Below are 17,005 nucleotides of genomic sequence, written 5' to 3' on the forward strand. Positions count from 1 at the left end.
GTGAATTACTGTAATTCAGGAATATATATATCAAAAGTGGCGCCTTTATCTTTTTCGCCACTTGCCGTTATAAGTCCTTTATGGTTTTCTACAATCTTTTTTACAATAGCCAGGCCAATTCCTGTTCCTGCAAATTCACTTTCAGTATTTAAACGCTGAAAAACTTCAAATATGCGTTCTTTATATTCGGCATTAAAACCAATTCCATTATCCGAAATCTGAAGATGGTAGTAGGTTTTATCAGGATAATTTATATCTTTTTTAATATCTTTTCCTTTGATGCTTTTTGCCTTAATTTCAATAAAAGGCGGAATATTTTTTTTGGAAAATTTTAGCGCATTTCCAACTAAGTTATGAAGCAATTGCCTAAACTGGAACGGAATTATAGTTGCTTCGCCTAAAGGCTGAAAATTAACAACTGCATTTTTTTCCTCAATACGATCAGAGAAATCACTTAAAATCTCCTCGGCAATGTCGTCTAAATTTGTTTTTACAAACACTCTTTCTGCTGAGTTTGTTCTCGAATATTCTAAAAGATCCTGTATTAAAGTCTGCATTCTTTTGGCTGCAAACTCAATTCGGTTTAAGTAAGTTTTGGCTTTCGCCGAAATATTTTGCTCATCTAAATCAGACAATCTACTGGCAAAAGTCTGGATTTTACGCAGTGGTTCCTGCAAATCATGACTTGAAATATAAGCGAAAGACTGAAGCTCAATATTCATGTTGATAAGGTCTTTGTTTTTGAGTTCTAATTGTGCGGTACGCTCCTGAACTTCTTTTTCCAGCTGATTTGAAAAATTCTTTTGATCTTGAATATCAGTACTTGTTCCAACCCACATTTGAATATTGCCGTTAGTATCTTTTTGAGCGATTGCACGGCTTAATTGCCATCTGTATTCCCCATCATAGCGACGAAAACGATGTTCCAGTAAAAAGTCATTTCCAGTTTTTATAGCTTCTGTCCATGCAGTAACATTTGCTTCGCGATCATCGGGATGTACAATTTGAAGCCATCCTTTTTTCACAATTTCGTCTACAGGCATTCCGGAATATGTAAAAACAGATTCATTAAAATAATTCAAATTACCAAGTGCATCACTCGTCCAGATATGCTGCGGCATAGAGTTGGCGAGAAGCCTGAACTTAGCTTCACTTTCCATCAAAACCTGCTGATTATTTTTTTCATCAGTAATATCCATGACAGTACCCAGCATTTTTACAGGATTTTTATCTTCATCATAAAATATTTTTCCGTGCGCCCTGATCCATGAAACAGAATCATCGGGTTTTATGATACGCAATTCATATTTGTATATACTTGTTTTAAGAGCCGTTTGAAACGCTTCTTTTAAAATAATTTTATCGTCAGGATGAAATTGACGGTGAATTTCAGACCGCGTTATTTTTAATGCCTTATCATGTCCAAAAATAGTGGGCAAATTCTCTGAATAGATTAATTCCTGCGTGGGCACATTTAGATCCCAAGTAGCAATTTGAGCAATTTCGGCGGCTAGTCGTGCCCTTTGTTCTGCGGTTTCAACCTTTTTACGGGCTTCTACTTTTGCTGTTACATCATTTACGTTAACCATAACACCGGATGCGTTTCCTTCTTTTTCAAGTAACGGAGTGTATTGATAATCAAAGTAAAACTTTTTAAGATCCCCTTTAATATTTACATAAGCAAGTGATTCATTTTCTGTAATAATTTTTTTGTCAAGCACTACTTGATCTAATAGTTCAGAATATTTTTGTTCTAATAATTCAGGAAATATTTCAAGAATAGGTTTTCCAATAGTTTCATCTTCATTTCTTTGCCAGATCGTTTTCATCATGGCATTATTTGCCATTTCAATAATATGATCTTTTCCTCTAAAAATTGCCATCGCAATAGGAGAATCCATTACCAGATTACGAAAAGCCTGTTCACTTTCAGTCAAAAGATAACGTGCTTTTACGGCTTCTGTAACTTCATAAGTCACAATTATCACGCCTTCGATGGTATCATTTTCATCTTTTAAAGGATGAAAAACCAAATTAAAATAACAAATTTCCTGTTTACCATGACGATTTAAAGTTACCTCTAATTCATCAGTATAATACGGAATTCCGTTTTTATATACTTTTGAAAGTAAAGGAAAAACGGCATCTTTGGCTTTAGGAACAGGTTTGAATACAGGCTTATTTAAAACTTCATCTTCCGTTTTATCTATGATTTGAAGATAAGTAGGATTTGCCATTTCAACAATTAAATCAGCACCTTTGAGAATCGCAATCCCAAGCGGAAGCTGCTTTACAGTATCTCTAAAACGCTTTTCGCTTTCTTCCACAACAGTTCTGGCAATAACTTGCATTGTTACATCATTTGCAATAGCCACAATCCCGGAAATTGTTCCGTCAGGTTCTTTTAATGCTTCATAAACAACATTAATAAATGTGTTTTCTACCTTGCCTTTGCGCGTTAGTTTTACGGGAAGTTCATAAGCTGTAAAACGTTCTCCGGTAGTGTAAACATTTAGTAAAACATCTTCTAAGCCTTGTCCGGTAACTTCTGGTAATGCTTCAAAAACGGGTCTGTTGATAACATCTTCTATTTTTCGTTCCCAGATTTCCAGCATTAATTCGTTCGCAATCTCAATAATATAATCCTTTCCTCTAAATATGCACATGGCATTTGGAGTCTGTAAAATATTGTCTTTGTAACGCGTATTACTGGTTTCTAAATTCTGAACTAACTTTACTTTTTCGGTAGTTTCGTCACAAATTACAAGAACTCCGGCTATTTTACCGTCATCATTATTTACGGGACTATAACTAAAAGTCCAGTAAACATCTTCTATTTTTCCGTTACGATATATGGGTAGTAATTGATTTTCATGCCAGGTTGCTTCGCCCTCAGTAAGAACCTGATCAATTAAAGGTTTTATAAAATCCCAGATTTCCGGCCAATATTCAGCGCCTTTTTGTCCTAATATTGCAGGATGTTTTCCGTCATTGCCAAGGCTTGGGCGATATGCGTCATTGTAGAAACAAATATGGTCAGGTCCCCAAAACAGAAACATTGGGAATTTTGAATTTAACAAAATACCTAAAGTAGTACGTAAACTTTGAGGCCATAATTCAACAGGACCAATAGATGTTTTACTCCAGTCTTTATCGCGGGTTAAAGATCCCATTTCGCCTCCTTTGGCTAGGAAATCGTGATTTACAGTATTCATTAAAAGTTATTTTTGTTTTGTTTAAAACAATAAAAGAGATTCTTTAAATATAATAATTAGTTGTATTTAATTGATTCAATGCATAAAAGCACAGATTTTTTTATTTTTAAAAGGCACTTCATTTTTTAAATATATCGCTAATTATTTGAAAGAAATATATTGGTATTATAATGTTTTTTTTGCCCTATAATCTAGGTTTTTACGTGTTTATTATGTCTATTATTTTATAGTATTTTCCATATTGAATTTGACAGTCTTTAAAATTAGTAAAATAAATAAACATCTCATTTAGTTTTTTTGAATGAGGTAATTTTAAAATCTATTGAGTTAATTATATCTGTTATGATTGATGAAATTTGAATTATCAACTGATTTGAGAAAATCATTAATTCAGGCAATCATGAAAAAAGAACAAAAACACGAAACCGACTATATAAAAAAGTACCAAAACGAAGGATATAATACAAATTATTTATTTCAAGATGGATGTTTAATTGATTCAGAATCTAAATATGCATATAAACCAGATGAAATATTTATTGTAGCACATCATAGATACGAAGGAATGAGTGATCCGGATGATATGTCAATCTTGTATATAATTGAAACAAAAGACAAAAGAAAAGGAACCCATTTAATAGGATATGGCCCTACGGCAGATCTTGAAGAAGCTGAATTTTTCAAGGATATTCCAGAAGAAAATTATTCGACAAATGCCGATATAAGTGAACTTACATAAGGAAAAATAGATTAGTATTTTTTTTATTTTGCTGGGGAGCAGTTGTTTCAGATTTATCTGGAGCAGCTGCTTTTTTTTTTTTTGAAGGTACTGAGTTGCTGAGTTACTAAGGTTCTCAGTTTTTTAGAAAAGGTTCAGAGGTTCATAGGTTTTAAGTTTAAAAGTTTAAAAGTTTAAAAGTTTTAACCCGTGAAGACCAGTTATATCCGTACAATCCGTGGGCTATCCTAATCCATAAAATCCCTGTCCTTTTAATTATGAAATATCTTACTGAAATTGTATAAAGGTTTGATTAGTAATATGTATGAAATTTGAATTATCAAAATAAGATAAAAAACCAATTTATATTTTGTACAGAAAAAGTATAAAATAAGTGTATTAAAAACCAGCCATTATGAAAAAACTATACTTAAACACAGGCGGATTCAACGCTATTTTTAACGATCTTCAAGAGAGTTTTAATGGTGAATTAACCACAATCAATAATGAATACAATTTGACAATTAAATCAAAATGGGCAAAAGGAACTATTACAGGAATTTGTCTTGATAATAATATGTCTCATATTCATTTTGATCTTATGTTGACTCAGGATGTATCTATAAGTATGGAATCTTTTCAGGCTGCTCCAATACTTTTTGCTTATTGCGAAAGCGGGAAATTAGCCCATAGTTTTGGTGCAAATGGTGAGAAAAAAATCATTAAAGAGAATCAAACAGGTGTGCTTAGTAATACATCAGTTATTAATAGTGTTCTTTATTTTGAAAGTCATAAACACATTGAATTTTCATTAATAGGAATGCCAACAATGGCATTTACTGAAGATGAAAATCCAGAAATCATTTCTCAATTGAAGAAAAGATTTATAAACGAATCCGGAAACTATATTTATGTAGGGTCTGAAAACACAAAAATTATAAGTAAATGGCAGGAACTTAAAAAGGTTCCTCAGCAAGGAATTGTTAGAAACTTGCTTAGAAAAGTGATTTTAAAAGAAATTATTGAAATGGAGATAGCGCAGCATAGTTATAATTATATCAAAACATTTGATCCAATTGTAAATATGGCAACCAGGCAAATTAATGAGATCAAAAGAATTTCACACATGAATATCTCTGAAGTAATTAGTGCTGCGGGATTAGCGAGCCGCAATTATCTGCCACGTATTTTTAAAGAAAAACACCTTTTATCATATAAGCCGTACAATCAAAAACTAGCTAGCTAATAAGCAACACATACACTTTTATCAGACGAAAAAACAGCTTTTGACGAGCTGTTTTTTTATTTTATTTATATAGATGAAGGAATTGCGGGCAGGGAATGAGAATGGCACACGGATGACACGGATTCGCTAAAGCGAAAACGCAGATTTAAAACAGATTTTTTAATCTCTTTTTGTCATCCTGAGCGAAGTGGAAGGACACGTAAGTAACTCGACAAAGATTGGCGGTTTCAACAAAAAAACTCAGAACCTTAGTAACTGAGTAAATCAGCACCTTAGCACCTCATTCCTTCTCATAATAAATAATAAAATAAACCATAATTAAATTTAGACAAAACGAGACGCAGTTGGTAATTATTATAGGTAAATCATTTTTGATAATACCGTAAATAATCCAAATCAATAATCCAAAAGTCAGAATCCCAAAGGTTTTAAGCGAGATTTGCTTCACCTTTTTTGTCTTCCAAACTTTAATAATCTGCGGAACAACCGAAATAGTCACACAAATTCCGGCAAAAAGTCCAATAATGTCCGTATAGTTCATTTTTTTATTTTTTAAAGGTTCTGAGATACTGTGTTGCTAAGGTTCTAAGTTTTTAATTTTGTAAAGTTTACTCTTTCTTCTCACATCTTTCTTCTTTCTTCTTTCTTCTTTCTTCTTGCATCTATTATCTTTCTTCTCACATCTTTCTTCTCACATCTATTATCTTTCTTCTTCAAAACATTATCCACCAACCAATTCACCACCATTAATATGAATAAATTGTCCTGTCATATAACTGCTGTCTTCACACGCCAGAAATACATAAGCTGGTCCAACTTCTGAGGGTTGACCGGCTCTTTTCATCGGATTATCTTTACCGAAATCAGATACTTTGTCAAAACTTGCCACAATTAGTGGCGTCCAGATTGGTCCTGGTGCAACGCCATTTACCCGAATTTTCTTTTTGGCCAGCATGGTTGATAGTGATCTGGTAAAACTAACAATCGCACCTTTTGTGCTCGAATAATCCGCCAGATGTTCACTTCCGCGATAAGCAGTTACAGAGCTTGTGTTGATAATAGCATCACCTTCCTGCAAAAACGGAAGTGCCGCTTTTGCAATATAAAAATAAGGATATATATTAGTCTCAAAAGTTTTATGAAGTTGCGCTGATGTAATATCTTCAAGATCAGTTTGAGGAAATTGAACCGCAGCATTATTCACCACGATATTTAGTTTTTTAAAATGAGTATGGCATTTTTTTACTGCGCTTTTGCAGAATTTTTCTTCCTTCAAATCGCCACTGATAATCAAGCATTGTCGGCCTTCTTTCTCAATAAGTTCCTGAGTTATTAATGCATCTTTATCTTCTTTTAAATATACAATCGCAATATCAGCACCTTCTCTGGCAAAATGTACGGCAACACTTCGTCCAATTCCGCTGTCACCACCAGTTATAAAAGCTACTTTTCCCAGCAGTTTGCCACTTCCGGCGTAGTTTTCTCTTATAATTTCCGGTTCAGGATTCATTTGATATTCGTTCCCCGGAAGATTCTGTTTTTGTTCAGGAAATGTTTTAGGTTTTTTCATAACACTATATTTTAATCAATTAACATAACTCTAAAAATAATTAATCTTTAAAAAACATATTAACCGTAAGAAATTTAAGATTATCTCAAAAAGTAGGGTTACACAGTACCAAGGCTAAACATGGGAATTATGTAACGAATTTTTTTTTCTGTAAAAGACGTTTGTCAATTTTTTTTATAAATTTGAAGGTTTGACTGACGTTATTTAAATATAGAATCAGCTGTTTTAAATGACATTTTTCGAACATTTTTGAAACTAAAAACATATAATAATTCATAAAACTTTACTCCCCAAACCAGTATGGTATTAATCGTTGACGATATAAAGGCAAATATTATTGCCTTGAAGAAAACATTAGAGCTGCATGATATTGATGTGGATACTGCCGAATCTGGTGAAGAAGCCCTTAAAAAAATTTTAAAAACAGACTATTGCCTGATCATTATGGATGTTCAGATGCCGGGACTCGACGGTTTTGAGGTAGTAAAAATTCTTTCGGGTAATAAGCGTACAAAAGACATTCCGGTTATATTTTTATCAGCTCTTAATATCGAGAAAAAATATATTTTTAAAGGATATGAAACTGGTGCAGTTGAATATATTACAAAACCTGTAGACAGCGATTTGTTGATTTTAAAAGTAAAAACTTTCCTTAAGATTTACGATCAGCAAAGAGAATTAAAAGGTATAAAAGAATTACTCTCAAAAGAAATTATTATACGAAAAGAAGCTCAGGATAATCTCGAAATTAAAATCGCCGAAAGAACAAAAGAACTTGTTTTGAAAAACGAGGAATTAGAGATGAAAAATCATGAACTTCAGCAATTTTCATGGGTAGTTTCACACGATTTAAATGAACCAATCCGGAAAATTCAGATCTTTATAAAAATAATTAAAGAACTTTATCTTGCTGATGATGCTAAGGCAGTTGATTATGTTGACCGTACAATTAAATCAGCAGAAAGAATGCAGACTTTAATCACTGATTTATTAGCATATTCAAGATTGTCATCGCAGGTAAAACCAGAAGTAACAGACTTAAATGAGGTTTTGCAGGAAGTACTTTCAGATTTTGATTATCTGATCGAAAGAAAAAAGGCTACCATAAAAACCAGTGAACTTCCCACAATAGATAGTATTCCAAGCCAGTTGAGACAGGTTTTCCAGAACTTAATCGGTAACGCATTAAAGTTCTCCGGAACTTCTCAAAATCCATTAATCGAAATTACATCTGAATTAATTGCTGATAAATCTTTTGAAAGCCCGGTTTCCTCCGAAGGGAAATTTTGTCGAATTACAGTAAAAGATAACGGAATTGGTTTTGATGAAATTTACCTTGACAGGATATTTATTATTTTCCAAAGTTTAAATGATAGACAATCTTATGAAGGAACAGGAATAGGATTGGCAATTGCCAAAAAAATCATCGAAAAACACAACGGATTAATCACGGCAAAAAGTAAGTTAGGCGAGGGCGCAAGCTTTATTATCATACTTCCTTTAAAATACGTATAAATCATATTTGCTCAGAGATTTAAAAATCATTTAAAATCTTTAATCTCGCGCAAAAAAATATAAAAACACCCCAAAGCAACCTATAATTAAATTCACAATTGGCAAATGAAGAATAATAATTTTAAAAGAAATTTATTAATAAGTTCGATGGTTTCGTTACTGGTTTTAATGATCAGTTCTACCGCTTCGTTTCTTAGTATTAAAAGCTTATTAAATAGTAATTTCTGGGTAAATCACACTCAGGAAGTAATTTATAACCTGAACGAAGGTTCGGCTATAATTATTGAAGCGCAAACCAGTATGCGCGGTTACCTCATTACTGGCGAAGAACAATTTGTAGACAGATATAATGATGCAGAAATAAGATCTAATGCTTATTTTGAAAAAGTGAGTGAACTTACTGTTGATAATCCTTCGCAACAGGCTCAGTTAAAAGAATTAAAAACGCAGCGCAGCAATTTTTTTAAATACCTGAACAATCAAATCGTAAAAAAGAGACTAGGTAAAAATTCAGTCACATTTGACCTTAACGAAGGTAGAAATATGATGAGTGATTTGCGTGCACAAATAAAAACAGTTGAAAGCACAGAGCAAGGTCTTTTAAAGGAGCGTAACGAAAACTCAGAGCGTTACGGGACTTACAGTATCATTTTGATTGTTGTAGCTTTTATTATTGCCTTTGTTATTTCGATTGTATTCCTGATCAGAATCCTAAAAGATTACAACGAGCGTAGTTTACTTCAAAGCGAGTTAATCAAAAAAGATAAAGAAACCGCAGAGCGAATTCTTGCCATAAGCTCAATTGCCAGTAACATTTCAAGCGGAAATTATGATATTCGGGTAGATGATAATCAGGCAGATGCGCTTGGTAGTGTAGGGGAATCATTGAATAATATGGGAGTTTCCTTAAAATCATCTTTTGATTTATTGTCTCAAAAAGAGTGGCTTCAAACAGGTATCGCCAATCTTAATAATGTAATGTTAGGCGATAAAACACTGCAAAAACTATCAAAAGATGTTATTGAATTTGTATGCCAATATACCAATAGCAGTGCAGGAGTTTTATATGTTTTAGAAGAAGGTGAACTTTTTGTTGCAGGAGGATACAGTTATATACCAAGCAAAAACCGTGAACGAATTCAAAAAGGTGACGGATTAATAGGGCAAGTTATAATTTCAGGAAAAATACTGGAATTAAAGACTTTATCTCCGGATAATATTCATATTAATTATGCTTTGGGCGAAATAAAACCTACTCATATTGTGGCAGTTCCGCTATTGGATACCAGAGTTGAAGGCGCTATAGAACTGGCAAGTATTTACGGATTTTCAGACTTGCATTTAGAGTTTTTAAAAGCTGTTGCAAACAACATTGGAATCGCAATTAAATCAACTCAAAACAGAAAAAGAGTGATGGAGCTGCTGGAGGAAACCAAATCTCAATCTGAAGAACTTCAGGTGCAACACAGTGAATTAGAAGCGATTAATGCAGAGTTAGAAGCGCAAACAGAAAAACTTCAGGCATCAGAAGAAGAACTTCGTGTACAACAGGAAGAGCTGGAACAAACCAATGAAGAATTGTCTGAAAGAAGTGTTTTACTGGAAGAAAAAAATACTGAAATCCAGAAAAAATCAGAAGCTCTAGAACTTACAACTCGTTACAAATCAGAATTCCTGGCGAATATGTCGCACGAATTAAGAACACCTTTAAATTCTATTTTACTTTTAAGCCGTTTGTTATCCGAAAATAATAACAAAAGCATGGTGGAAGAAGAAATTGAATTTGCAAAAGTAATCCAGAGTTCAGGAAATAGCCTATTAGGACTTATCGATGAAATTCTTGATTTATCTAAAATTGAAGCCGGTAAAATGGAACTTGAATTTTTAGATGTTTCTACAAAAGAAATCACGGATACCTTATGGAATCTGTTCAATCAGGTTGCAAAAGAAAAAGGAATTAAGTTTGAAATTCTTTCGAAAGATGCGCCAATTGTCATTAAAACCGACAAAATGCGTTTGGAGCAAATTTTGAAAAACCTAATCTCAAATGCCATTAAATTTACCGAAAAAGGAACAGTAAGTTTAGAAATTAAAATAAACACAGATGACGATAAAATCATTTGTTTCATTGTAAAAGACACCGGAATTGGGATTCCGTTAAACAAACAACCTTTAATTTTCGAAGCTTTTCAACAAGCCGATGGTTCAACAAAACGTAAATACGGAGGGACAGGTTTAGGATTATCAATAAGCCGTGAATTAGCAAAATTACTTCGAGGTGAAATTATCTTGCATAGTACAGAAAATGTAGGAAGTACGTTTACCTTATGTTTACCGGTTTTTGGATCTGCAACTCATAAAATTAATGTAGAAAAAATTCCTCCAACAGAGTTTACCGAGGTTCAGGAAGAAAAAATAGAACCGGTAAAAAACAGATATTTAAGTGCTACTATTCCGGATGAAATCGAAGATGACAGGGATTCGATTACGGCAAATGACAAAGTAATTTTAATTGTTGAGGATGATATTAATTTCGCAAAATCACTTTTAGCTTTTACCCGTCAAAAAGGATATAAAGGAATCGTTTCTGTTCGAGGAGATTATGCCTTAAACTTCACATTGCTTTATAAACCGGTGGGTATTTTATTAGATATTGAATTGCCAATAAAAAGCGGTTGGGAAGTATTGGAAGAATTAAAAAATCATTCACAAACCAAACATATTCCCGTTCATATTATGTCATCGCACAAATTAAAACAGGAAAGTTTATTAAAAGGAGCAGTAGATTTCTTAGATAAACCAGTTGCATTTGATAAGATTCCGGATGTGTTTTTACGAATAGAACACATCATTAATAAGGAAGCACAAAAGGTGTTAATTATTGAGGATAATCCACAACACGCAAAAGCATTGTCTTATTTCTTAGAAACTTATAATATTAATTCGGAAATAAAAAGCGAAGTTTCACAAGGATTAGAAGCTTTAAATAAATCAGAAATAGATTGTGTAATCCTGGATATGGGAATTCCTGACAAACAAGCTTATGAAATTTTAGACGGAGTTAAAAAAAGACCTGGGCTGGAAAATATTCCGGTAATTGTTTTTACAGGAAAAAGTTTGTCAATGAAAGAAGAGGTGAAAATTAAAAAATACGCCGATTCAATTATTGTAAAAACGGCACATTCATACCAAAGAATGCTTGATGAAGTTTCGCTTTTCCTTCATTTAGTTGAAGATAAAAAAGAGGGAAAAGACAAAAAAGAAAGCCATAAAAAGCTAAATTTACTAAATAATATTCTGCATGAAAAAAAGGTATTAATTGTAGATGACGACGTTCGTAATATTTATTCATTAACAAAAGCTTTAGAAGTTTTTAAAATGAATGTAATTACAGCATTTGATGGTAAGGAAGCCATCAAAATTTTAGAGGAACATCCAGATACTGACATCGTATTATTAGACATGATGATGCCAAATATGGATGGTTACGAAACCGCCGAAAAAATACGTTCAATCTCTAAATTCATTAATTTACCGTTGATTGCCGTAACAGCAAAAGCAATGACCGGCGACAGAGAAAAATGCATCAAAGCCGGAGCATCAGATTATATCACAAAACCGGTAGATATCGATCAATTGCTTTCGTTATTGCGAGTGTGGTTGTATGATAAAATGTAAGCTAGTTATTAATTGTAAATTATAAATTATAAATTGAAAAGTTAGCCACGAATTACCCGAATTTTCACGAATCAATTTTAAAAATTTGGGCTAATTTGTGAAATTTGCGGTAAAAAAAAAGTTTATACTTGGCAAAAGAAAAGAAAAAGTTAGCCACGAATTACACCAATTTTCACGAATTAATTTTTAAAAATTTGTGGCAAAAAAAATAAAAACAAACAAAACTTAATTTTAAAAAGTGGACGAAATGAATAAAAAAAGACTCTTAATTATCGATGATGATTCTAGAAATATTTTTGCTTTAGAACACACTTTACGTGCCAAATCATTTGATTGCTTGTCTTGTTTAAGTGCTGAAGAAGCTTTGAGAATATTAAGTACAGATCAAAACATCGATGCCATTTTAATTGATATGATGATGCCGGAAATGGACGGTTATGACGCGATTCCGTTAATAAAAGCACTTCCTGACAGAAGATCGACTTTTGTTATCGCCGTAACAGCGCAAGCGATGATTGGAGATAAAGAAAAATGTCTAGATGCAGGAGCAGATGATTATATCTCAAAACCTGTTGATGTAGATAAATTACTGCTTATATTAAGCAAAATTTGAACGAAGTATGATTGAGGATATCGAATTAGAAACACTCATAAATGATGTTTATGAATATTATGGTTTCGACTTTAGCTGCTATTCCAGAGCTTCCTTAAAAAGGCGTGTAAACAGACTATTTCATTTAGATGGATTTACCCATTTTCATGAATTTCTGTCTAAAGTAAGGTATGACTCTGAATATTATAAAAGAATGGTCGACGAAATCACGGTAAATGTTACCGAGATGTTTCGCGACCCGGCTTTTTATTCCGTAGTCAGAAACGAAATTTTACCGTTATTAGGAACAAAACCTTTTATCAGGTTATGGCACGCAGGCTGCTCTACAGGCGAAGAAGTATATTCGATGGCTATAATGCTAAAGGAAGCAGGTTTGCTGCATAAATCCTTAATTTATGCTACAGATATTAATGCAACCGTTCTGGAAACAGCCAAAAAAGGAATTTTCCCTTTACGAATGATGAAAGAATACTCAGAAAATTATCGTACATCTGGAGGTCAGGAAGATTTTTCGAGCTATTATATTGCCAATTACGGAATCGCCAAGTTCAATGAAGAACTTGCAGAGAAAATGGTTTTCTCCCAGCATAATTTAGTTTCAGATACTTCATTCAATGAATTTGATTTAATACTATGCCGTAACGTTTTAATTTATTTTGATAATGATCTTCAAAAAAGAGTCATTAATTTATTTGATGAAAGTTTAGCTGTTTTAGGTTTCTTAGCTTTAGGAACAAAAGAAACAATTAAATATTCTATTCCTATGAGCAAATACAAACAGTTGGATAAGGAAAAAATATGGAGGAAAATAAAATAATATCAGGCATTAAAGTCGTAATTATAGGAGGATCTGCCGGCAGCTTAAATGCCTTAATGCAAATCCTGCCTGAGTTGCCGGACTTAAATGGTTTTGCAATAGTACTTGTTGTGCACCGCAAAAGTACAGATGATCAGACTTTAGAAGATCTTATCTCTTTAAAGTCAAGTATTCCGTTTAAATTAACCGAAGACAAAGTGCCGCTTTTACCAGGATATGTGTATGTTGCGCCATCAAATTATCACTTGCTTTTTGAGAAAAACGAAACAATGTCGTTAGATATCTCAGAGAAAATTAATTATAGCCGTCCCAGTATTGATGTTTCATTTGAATCAGCAGCAGAAATCTTTGGAAGTTCGTTAGTCGGAATATTATTGTCCGGTTCGAATTCTGACGGAACTCAGGGTTTAAAAATGATCAAAGACGCAGGAGGAACAATTGCAGTTCAAAATCCGCTTTCGGCAGATATGCCTTTTATGCCCAATAATGCGATTTTGTATAACGACCCAGAATACATTTTAAACATCAACGAAATCCTTCGATTTATTATTTCGATCAACAGTTAAAAATTAATTGGTCTTTTTCGGTTCTTCATCTTCCGGAAGGATAACCTTGTTCAATTCCTTTTCTTTTTCAGCTCTTCTTTGCGCCGCTTTTCCTTTTCCAATGGGGATTCCCGCCGTAAGGTATAAAGATCTGTTATACACATCAGGTCCGTCGCCCTTCATCACAGGAACCAATCCGTAATAATATTGAAGCGTTATGTTTAAACCGTTCCCCACATTCATATGATAACCCGCGCCAAGAGCAACTCCGGCATCAATAACCCGAATTTGATCCCGGATATTCTTTTTATAAACCACATCATCTTTGTTAACTTCCTTAGTAAATTCATCAAAAGCTTTCGCCAATAATCCAAATTGAGGACCAGTTTTAAGGTATATATTATTCTTGAACTGATATTTAATTAAAATAGGAACATTAAAATACCTGATTTCGCGATTTACACTTCCGCCCGCAAAAGCATTGTCCAACGTTTCATCGTTCAAAGAATAAACCGGAATCCCGTGTGCACCCATTGGCGATTTTACGATTACTCCCGTATTAATCATCCATGACGGATTTTTTTTAGATCGAATATCAAAATAAAAACCAAGATTAAAACCCAAATTAGTTCCTGAGCTATCCAGATCAGAAATGGTAGATAAATTCACTCCGCCGTCTAAGCCAAATTCCAGAAAAGGCGAATTCAATTTATCTCCAAAAATTAAGGAAATTAAAACTTGAGAGCGTGCCGGAGCCATACAAAACAATGCGATAAGTAATAATAAACCTTTTTTCATATAGTTGGGTTTAAAGTCCAAAACGATATTGAAGACCTGCTAAAAATTGCGTACGGGTTCCTAAAAATCCCGCTTCAACCCTAAACATATAATGTTTACTGTATTGAAACTGAGATCCCACAATAAAATTCCACATGTCTTTAGGCGCTTTTTGCAATGAATATTGTACCGTTGATGATCCTGCAGTACTCAAAGCCCCATCCAGAGTTGCTAAAAAATTACCGGCAGATGTTAATGCTCTGTTGGCAGTATTGTGTTTGGCAATATTTGCCGGATTATTTTGCTGTACAGGCGTTAATCCATCCCACCAGCTATCGACTTTTGTCTGGTTTTCGGCTACTTTATTCAAACCCGTATCTACTTTTTCCTGCGCATTATCTAAATTTAATACATCAGATAAAGCGATATTTCCCTTTGTATTTCCTTCAATATGAACCCTGAAACCGCCCACCCAAACCGCAATATTCCTGTCTGGTTTAGGCAGTTTAAACGTTTTACCTAATCTTGGACCAAAAATATAGGAGAAAGCAGGTTTGTCCAGCGCATCAACATCACTCCAAGACATATTCATATCAAGTGCCAGCCATCCGCCGCCAATACCAATTGTAGGTGTTAATCCTAACCCGAAAGTAGTAGCATCAAAATTTTCTTTAGTACTAAAACTTGCAATTTGTGACCAGTTATTATCACCGTCAGGAATCCAGATTCCCGCGTTTATCTTAGTTGTGGGTTTTGATTTTCCAAAAATTCCGTAAACATTCAAAAAAGGAAGAAGCCAAATGTCAGGTCGGATAGTAATAGCACCAACCTCTACAGATGATTTATCAAAACGAACAATTTCATCCAGATTATATAAAGGACCATTATTAAAGCCAACTTGTAAATTAGTAATGTTAATTTCAGAATCCTGCCAGAAATAATTTACCGAAAGTCCTGCTGAATACGGTAATTTATATCCTTTTTGGGCTACTTTTTCTCCCCAAATAGGCAAAGCATAAGGATATTTTTCGACCTTAAGACTGTCTTTTAGTTCCTGATTTTTTGCTCCTACAATTTTTTCGGTGTAAACCTGACCAAAAATTTGTATGCTAAAAAATAATAAAAAGGCGGATATTAGTGTATTACATTTCATTGATTTTCGTGTTTATAATTGTTAAAAAATAGAACTGCGTAAAATATATATGTACTAATGTATTCTAAGGAAGAATCTGCGTATCTTTTTGTTTTATAGTCTAATAGAACTTTTGGCTTAAAATGTAGAAACAGTTTTTATATGTTAATTATTGTTAAAGTTAAATAAATTTTTTTACCAGTAATAAATTTTTTGTAGGAAATTGATATTTTCGATAAAAAATATTTTCGTTTGATTTTTAATAGAGAATCTGATCGATGTAATTCTTCGGTGAGCTTCAGAGAAGCGTAATATTTATAGCTCAATTGTTGTATTGCGGAATCAAAGCTCCAGAGGAGCAATATATCATTGATATAGTAAATTTAATATCACATTCCGCGCAAAATCTCAAAGGTTTGTCATTTCGCTTTTAGCAGAAATCACACTAGAAACTTGACAAAGATTAGCGAATTTAGGTACGCAATAGTTATCATTTTGTTGCGTACCTACGGCACGCCAATGTATTTCTAATCTACATTACCTACCAAAATTTAGTGCCTAACGGTACATTTCGACTCTTGGTTCGTATTCTTTAATTATCAAAAACAATTAACTTAATGACATTGCCCGCTGCGATTTTCAATAAATTCAATTGGTTATTCCTTATTAATATGTTTCACAAATATCATTTTCAATTATTTACATTTTATAAAAGAAATATATACTACTTTTGTAAGGTGAAATGGATAACAATTATATTATCAATTTATTTAATGGCGCTTTCCAATATGCCCTGTGCAGATATGGAGATTAATAGTGCCGTTCACAAAACTGCCCAATTTTCATCAGAAGCAAATCACACACATGACAAGGACAATGATTTATGTTCTCCGTTTTGTGCGTGTAATTGTTGTGGAGCGCAGGTTTTAAGTTATCAAAATTCTTTAAGTTTTGATTTTCCTGTGGCTTACTCAATAATTTCAATCCCATTACCCAATTATAATTCCGTTTTTGCTTCCAATTTCTACGGAAGTATCTGGCAGCCGCCACAAATAGCATAATGATACCCTTTCCTGAGTCGTTTTTTCTTTTACCGCAAAGTTCACAATGTAAAAGAAGATATCGTTGCGAGATAATTTAAAGCAATAAGTCCGCAAAGATTGTAGGGATATGGGTAGA

Annotated in this window: 13 protein-coding genes; 8 read left to right on the top strand and 5 right to left on the bottom strand. The window is 33.3% G+C overall.

Annotated features, from left to right (window positions below):
- Positions 1 to 5: 5 nt before the first annotated feature.
- Entirely contained in the window at positions 6 to 3,215 is a 3,210-nt protein-coding gene (locus KHA90_RS13840) for a PAS domain S-box protein (protein WP_213301206.1), read from the bottom strand.
- Positions 3,216 to 3,564: 349 nt separating this feature from the next.
- Between KHA90_RS13840 and KHA90_RS13845 the strand changes: the two genes are divergently transcribed.
- Both KHA90_RS13845 and KHA90_RS13850 read left to right on the top strand, forming a co-directional pair.
- Positions 3,565 to 3,954, top strand: a complete 390-nt coding sequence (locus tag KHA90_RS13845; RefSeq protein ID WP_244860337.1) for a hypothetical protein — start codon at positions 3,565 to 3,567, stop codon at positions 3,952 to 3,954.
- Positions 3,955 to 4,348: 394 nt separating this feature from the next.
- Positions 4,349 to 5,179, top strand: a complete 831-nt coding sequence (locus tag KHA90_RS13850) for a hypothetical protein (RefSeq protein ID WP_213301209.1) — start codon at positions 4,349 to 4,351, stop codon at positions 5,177 to 5,179.
- A gap of 280 nt (positions 5,180 to 5,459) precedes the next feature.
- Here KHA90_RS13850 and KHA90_RS13855 read toward each other — a convergent pair whose 3' ends face one another.
- On the bottom strand, positions 5,460 to 5,720 hold the full coding sequence (locus tag KHA90_RS13855; protein ID WP_213301212.1) for a SemiSWEET family sugar transporter: 261 nt from the start codon (positions 5,718 to 5,720) through the stop codon (positions 5,460 to 5,462).
- Positions 5,721 to 5,900: 180 nt separating this feature from the next.
- On the bottom strand, positions 5,901 to 6,749 hold the full coding sequence (locus tag KHA90_RS13860; protein WP_213301215.1) for an SDR family oxidoreductase: 849 nt from the start codon (positions 6,747 to 6,749) through the stop codon (positions 5,901 to 5,903).
- Between the two features lie 300 nt (positions 6,750 to 7,049).
- On the opposite strand from KHA90_RS13860, the gene KHA90_RS13865 reads away from it, so the two are divergent.
- The 5 genes from KHA90_RS13865 to KHA90_RS13885 all read left to right on the top strand — a co-directional run bounded on the left by KHA90_RS13865 (position 7,050) and on the right by KHA90_RS13885 (position 13,938).
- Positions 7,050 to 8,264 (top strand): hybrid sensor histidine kinase/response regulator, encoded by a 1,215-nt coding sequence (locus KHA90_RS13865; RefSeq protein WP_213301218.1) that lies wholly within the window; start codon positions 7,050 to 7,052, stop codon positions 8,262 to 8,264.
- 105 nt (positions 8,265 to 8,369) lie between these two features.
- Positions 8,370 to 11,942 carry a response regulator gene (locus KHA90_RS13870; protein ID WP_213301221.1) on the top strand — a complete coding sequence of 1,191 codons (3,573 nt, stop codon included), beginning with the start codon at positions 8,370 to 8,372 and terminating at the stop codon, positions 11,940 to 11,942.
- A gap of 247 nt (positions 11,943 to 12,189) precedes the next feature.
- Positions 12,190 to 12,555: a response regulator gene (locus tag KHA90_RS13875; RefSeq protein WP_213301224.1), complete on the top strand. Its 366-nt coding sequence runs from the start codon at positions 12,190 to 12,192 to the stop codon at positions 12,553 to 12,555.
- A 7-nt stretch (positions 12,556 to 12,562) separates the two neighbouring features.
- A complete protein-coding gene (locus tag KHA90_RS13880) occupies positions 12,563 to 13,372 on the top strand; it encodes a CheR family methyltransferase (protein ID WP_213301226.1) in 810 nt (269 codons plus the stop codon).
- Positions 13,354 to 13,938 (top strand): chemotaxis protein CheB, encoded by a 585-nt coding sequence (locus KHA90_RS13885; protein ID WP_213301229.1) that lies wholly within the window; start codon positions 13,354 to 13,356, stop codon positions 13,936 to 13,938. Before KHA90_RS13880 ends, KHA90_RS13885 begins: the two co-directional genes overlap by 19 nt.
- Positions 13,939 to 13,941: 3 nt before the next feature.
- Here KHA90_RS13885 and KHA90_RS13890 read toward each other — a convergent pair whose 3' ends face one another.
- Entirely contained in the window at positions 13,942 to 14,715 is a 774-nt protein-coding gene (locus tag KHA90_RS13890) for a porin family protein (protein ID WP_213301232.1), read from the bottom strand.
- Positions 14,716 to 14,725: 10 nt separating this feature from the next.
- The gene (locus KHA90_RS13895; RefSeq protein ID WP_213301235.1) at positions 14,726 to 15,847 is read right to left on the bottom strand and encodes a hypothetical protein; all 1,122 of its coding nucleotides are present in this window, start codon (positions 15,845 to 15,847) and stop codon (positions 14,726 to 14,728) included.
- Between the two features lie 650 nt (positions 15,848 to 16,497).
- Here KHA90_RS13895 and KHA90_RS13900 point away from each other — a divergent pair.
- On the top strand, positions 16,498 to 16,887 hold the full coding sequence (locus KHA90_RS13900; RefSeq protein WP_317197395.1) for a DUF6660 family protein: 390 nt from the start codon (positions 16,498 to 16,500) through the stop codon (positions 16,885 to 16,887).
- Positions 16,888 to 17,005 lie beyond the last annotated feature (118 nt).

The organism is Flavobacterium psychroterrae, assembly GCF_018380615.1.
Taxonomy (GTDB): Bacteria; Bacteroidota; Bacteroidia; order Flavobacteriales; family Flavobacteriaceae; genus Flavobacterium; species Flavobacterium psychroterrae.

Excerpts from the sequence above, each read along its gene's own strand:
- KHA90_RS13840 (WP_213301206.1), bottom strand. The coding sequence starts at position 3,215 with ATGAATACTGTAAATCACGATTTCCTAGCCAAAGGAGGCGAAATGGGA.
- KHA90_RS13845 (WP_244860337.1), top strand. The coding sequence starts at position 3,565 with ATGAAATTTGAATTATCAACTGATTTGAGAAAATCATTAATTCAGGCA.
- KHA90_RS13850 (WP_213301209.1), top strand. The coding sequence starts at position 4,349 with ATGAAAAAACTATACTTAAACACAGGCGGATTCAACGCTATTTTTAAC.
- KHA90_RS13855 (WP_213301212.1), bottom strand. The coding sequence starts at position 5,720 with ATGAACTATACGGACATTATTGGACTTTTTGCCGGAATTTGTGTGACT.
- KHA90_RS13860 (WP_213301215.1), bottom strand. The coding sequence starts at position 6,749 with ATGAAAAAACCTAAAACATTTCCTGAACAAAAACAGAATCTTCCGGGG.
- KHA90_RS13865 (WP_213301218.1), top strand. The coding sequence starts at position 7,050 with ATGGTATTAATCGTTGACGATATAAAGGCAAATATTATTGCCTTGAAG.
- KHA90_RS13870 (WP_213301221.1), top strand. The coding sequence starts at position 8,370 with ATGAAGAATAATAATTTTAAAAGAAATTTATTAATAAGTTCGATGGTT.
- KHA90_RS13875 (WP_213301224.1), top strand. The coding sequence starts at position 12,190 with ATGAATAAAAAAAGACTCTTAATTATCGATGATGATTCTAGAAATATT.
- KHA90_RS13880 (WP_213301226.1), top strand. The coding sequence starts at position 12,563 with ATGATTGAGGATATCGAATTAGAAACACTCATAAATGATGTTTATGAA.
- KHA90_RS13885 (WP_213301229.1), top strand. The coding sequence starts at position 13,354 with ATGGAGGAAAATAAAATAATATCAGGCATTAAAGTCGTAATTATAGGA.
- KHA90_RS13890 (WP_213301232.1), bottom strand. The coding sequence starts at position 14,715 with ATGAAAAAAGGTTTATTATTACTTATCGCATTGTTTTGTATGGCTCCG.
- KHA90_RS13895 (WP_213301235.1), bottom strand. The coding sequence starts at position 15,847 with ATGAAATGTAATACACTAATATCCGCCTTTTTATTATTTTTTAGCATA.
- KHA90_RS13900 (WP_317197395.1), top strand. The coding sequence starts at position 16,498 with ATGTTTCACAAATATCATTTTCAATTATTTACATTTTATAAAAGAAAT.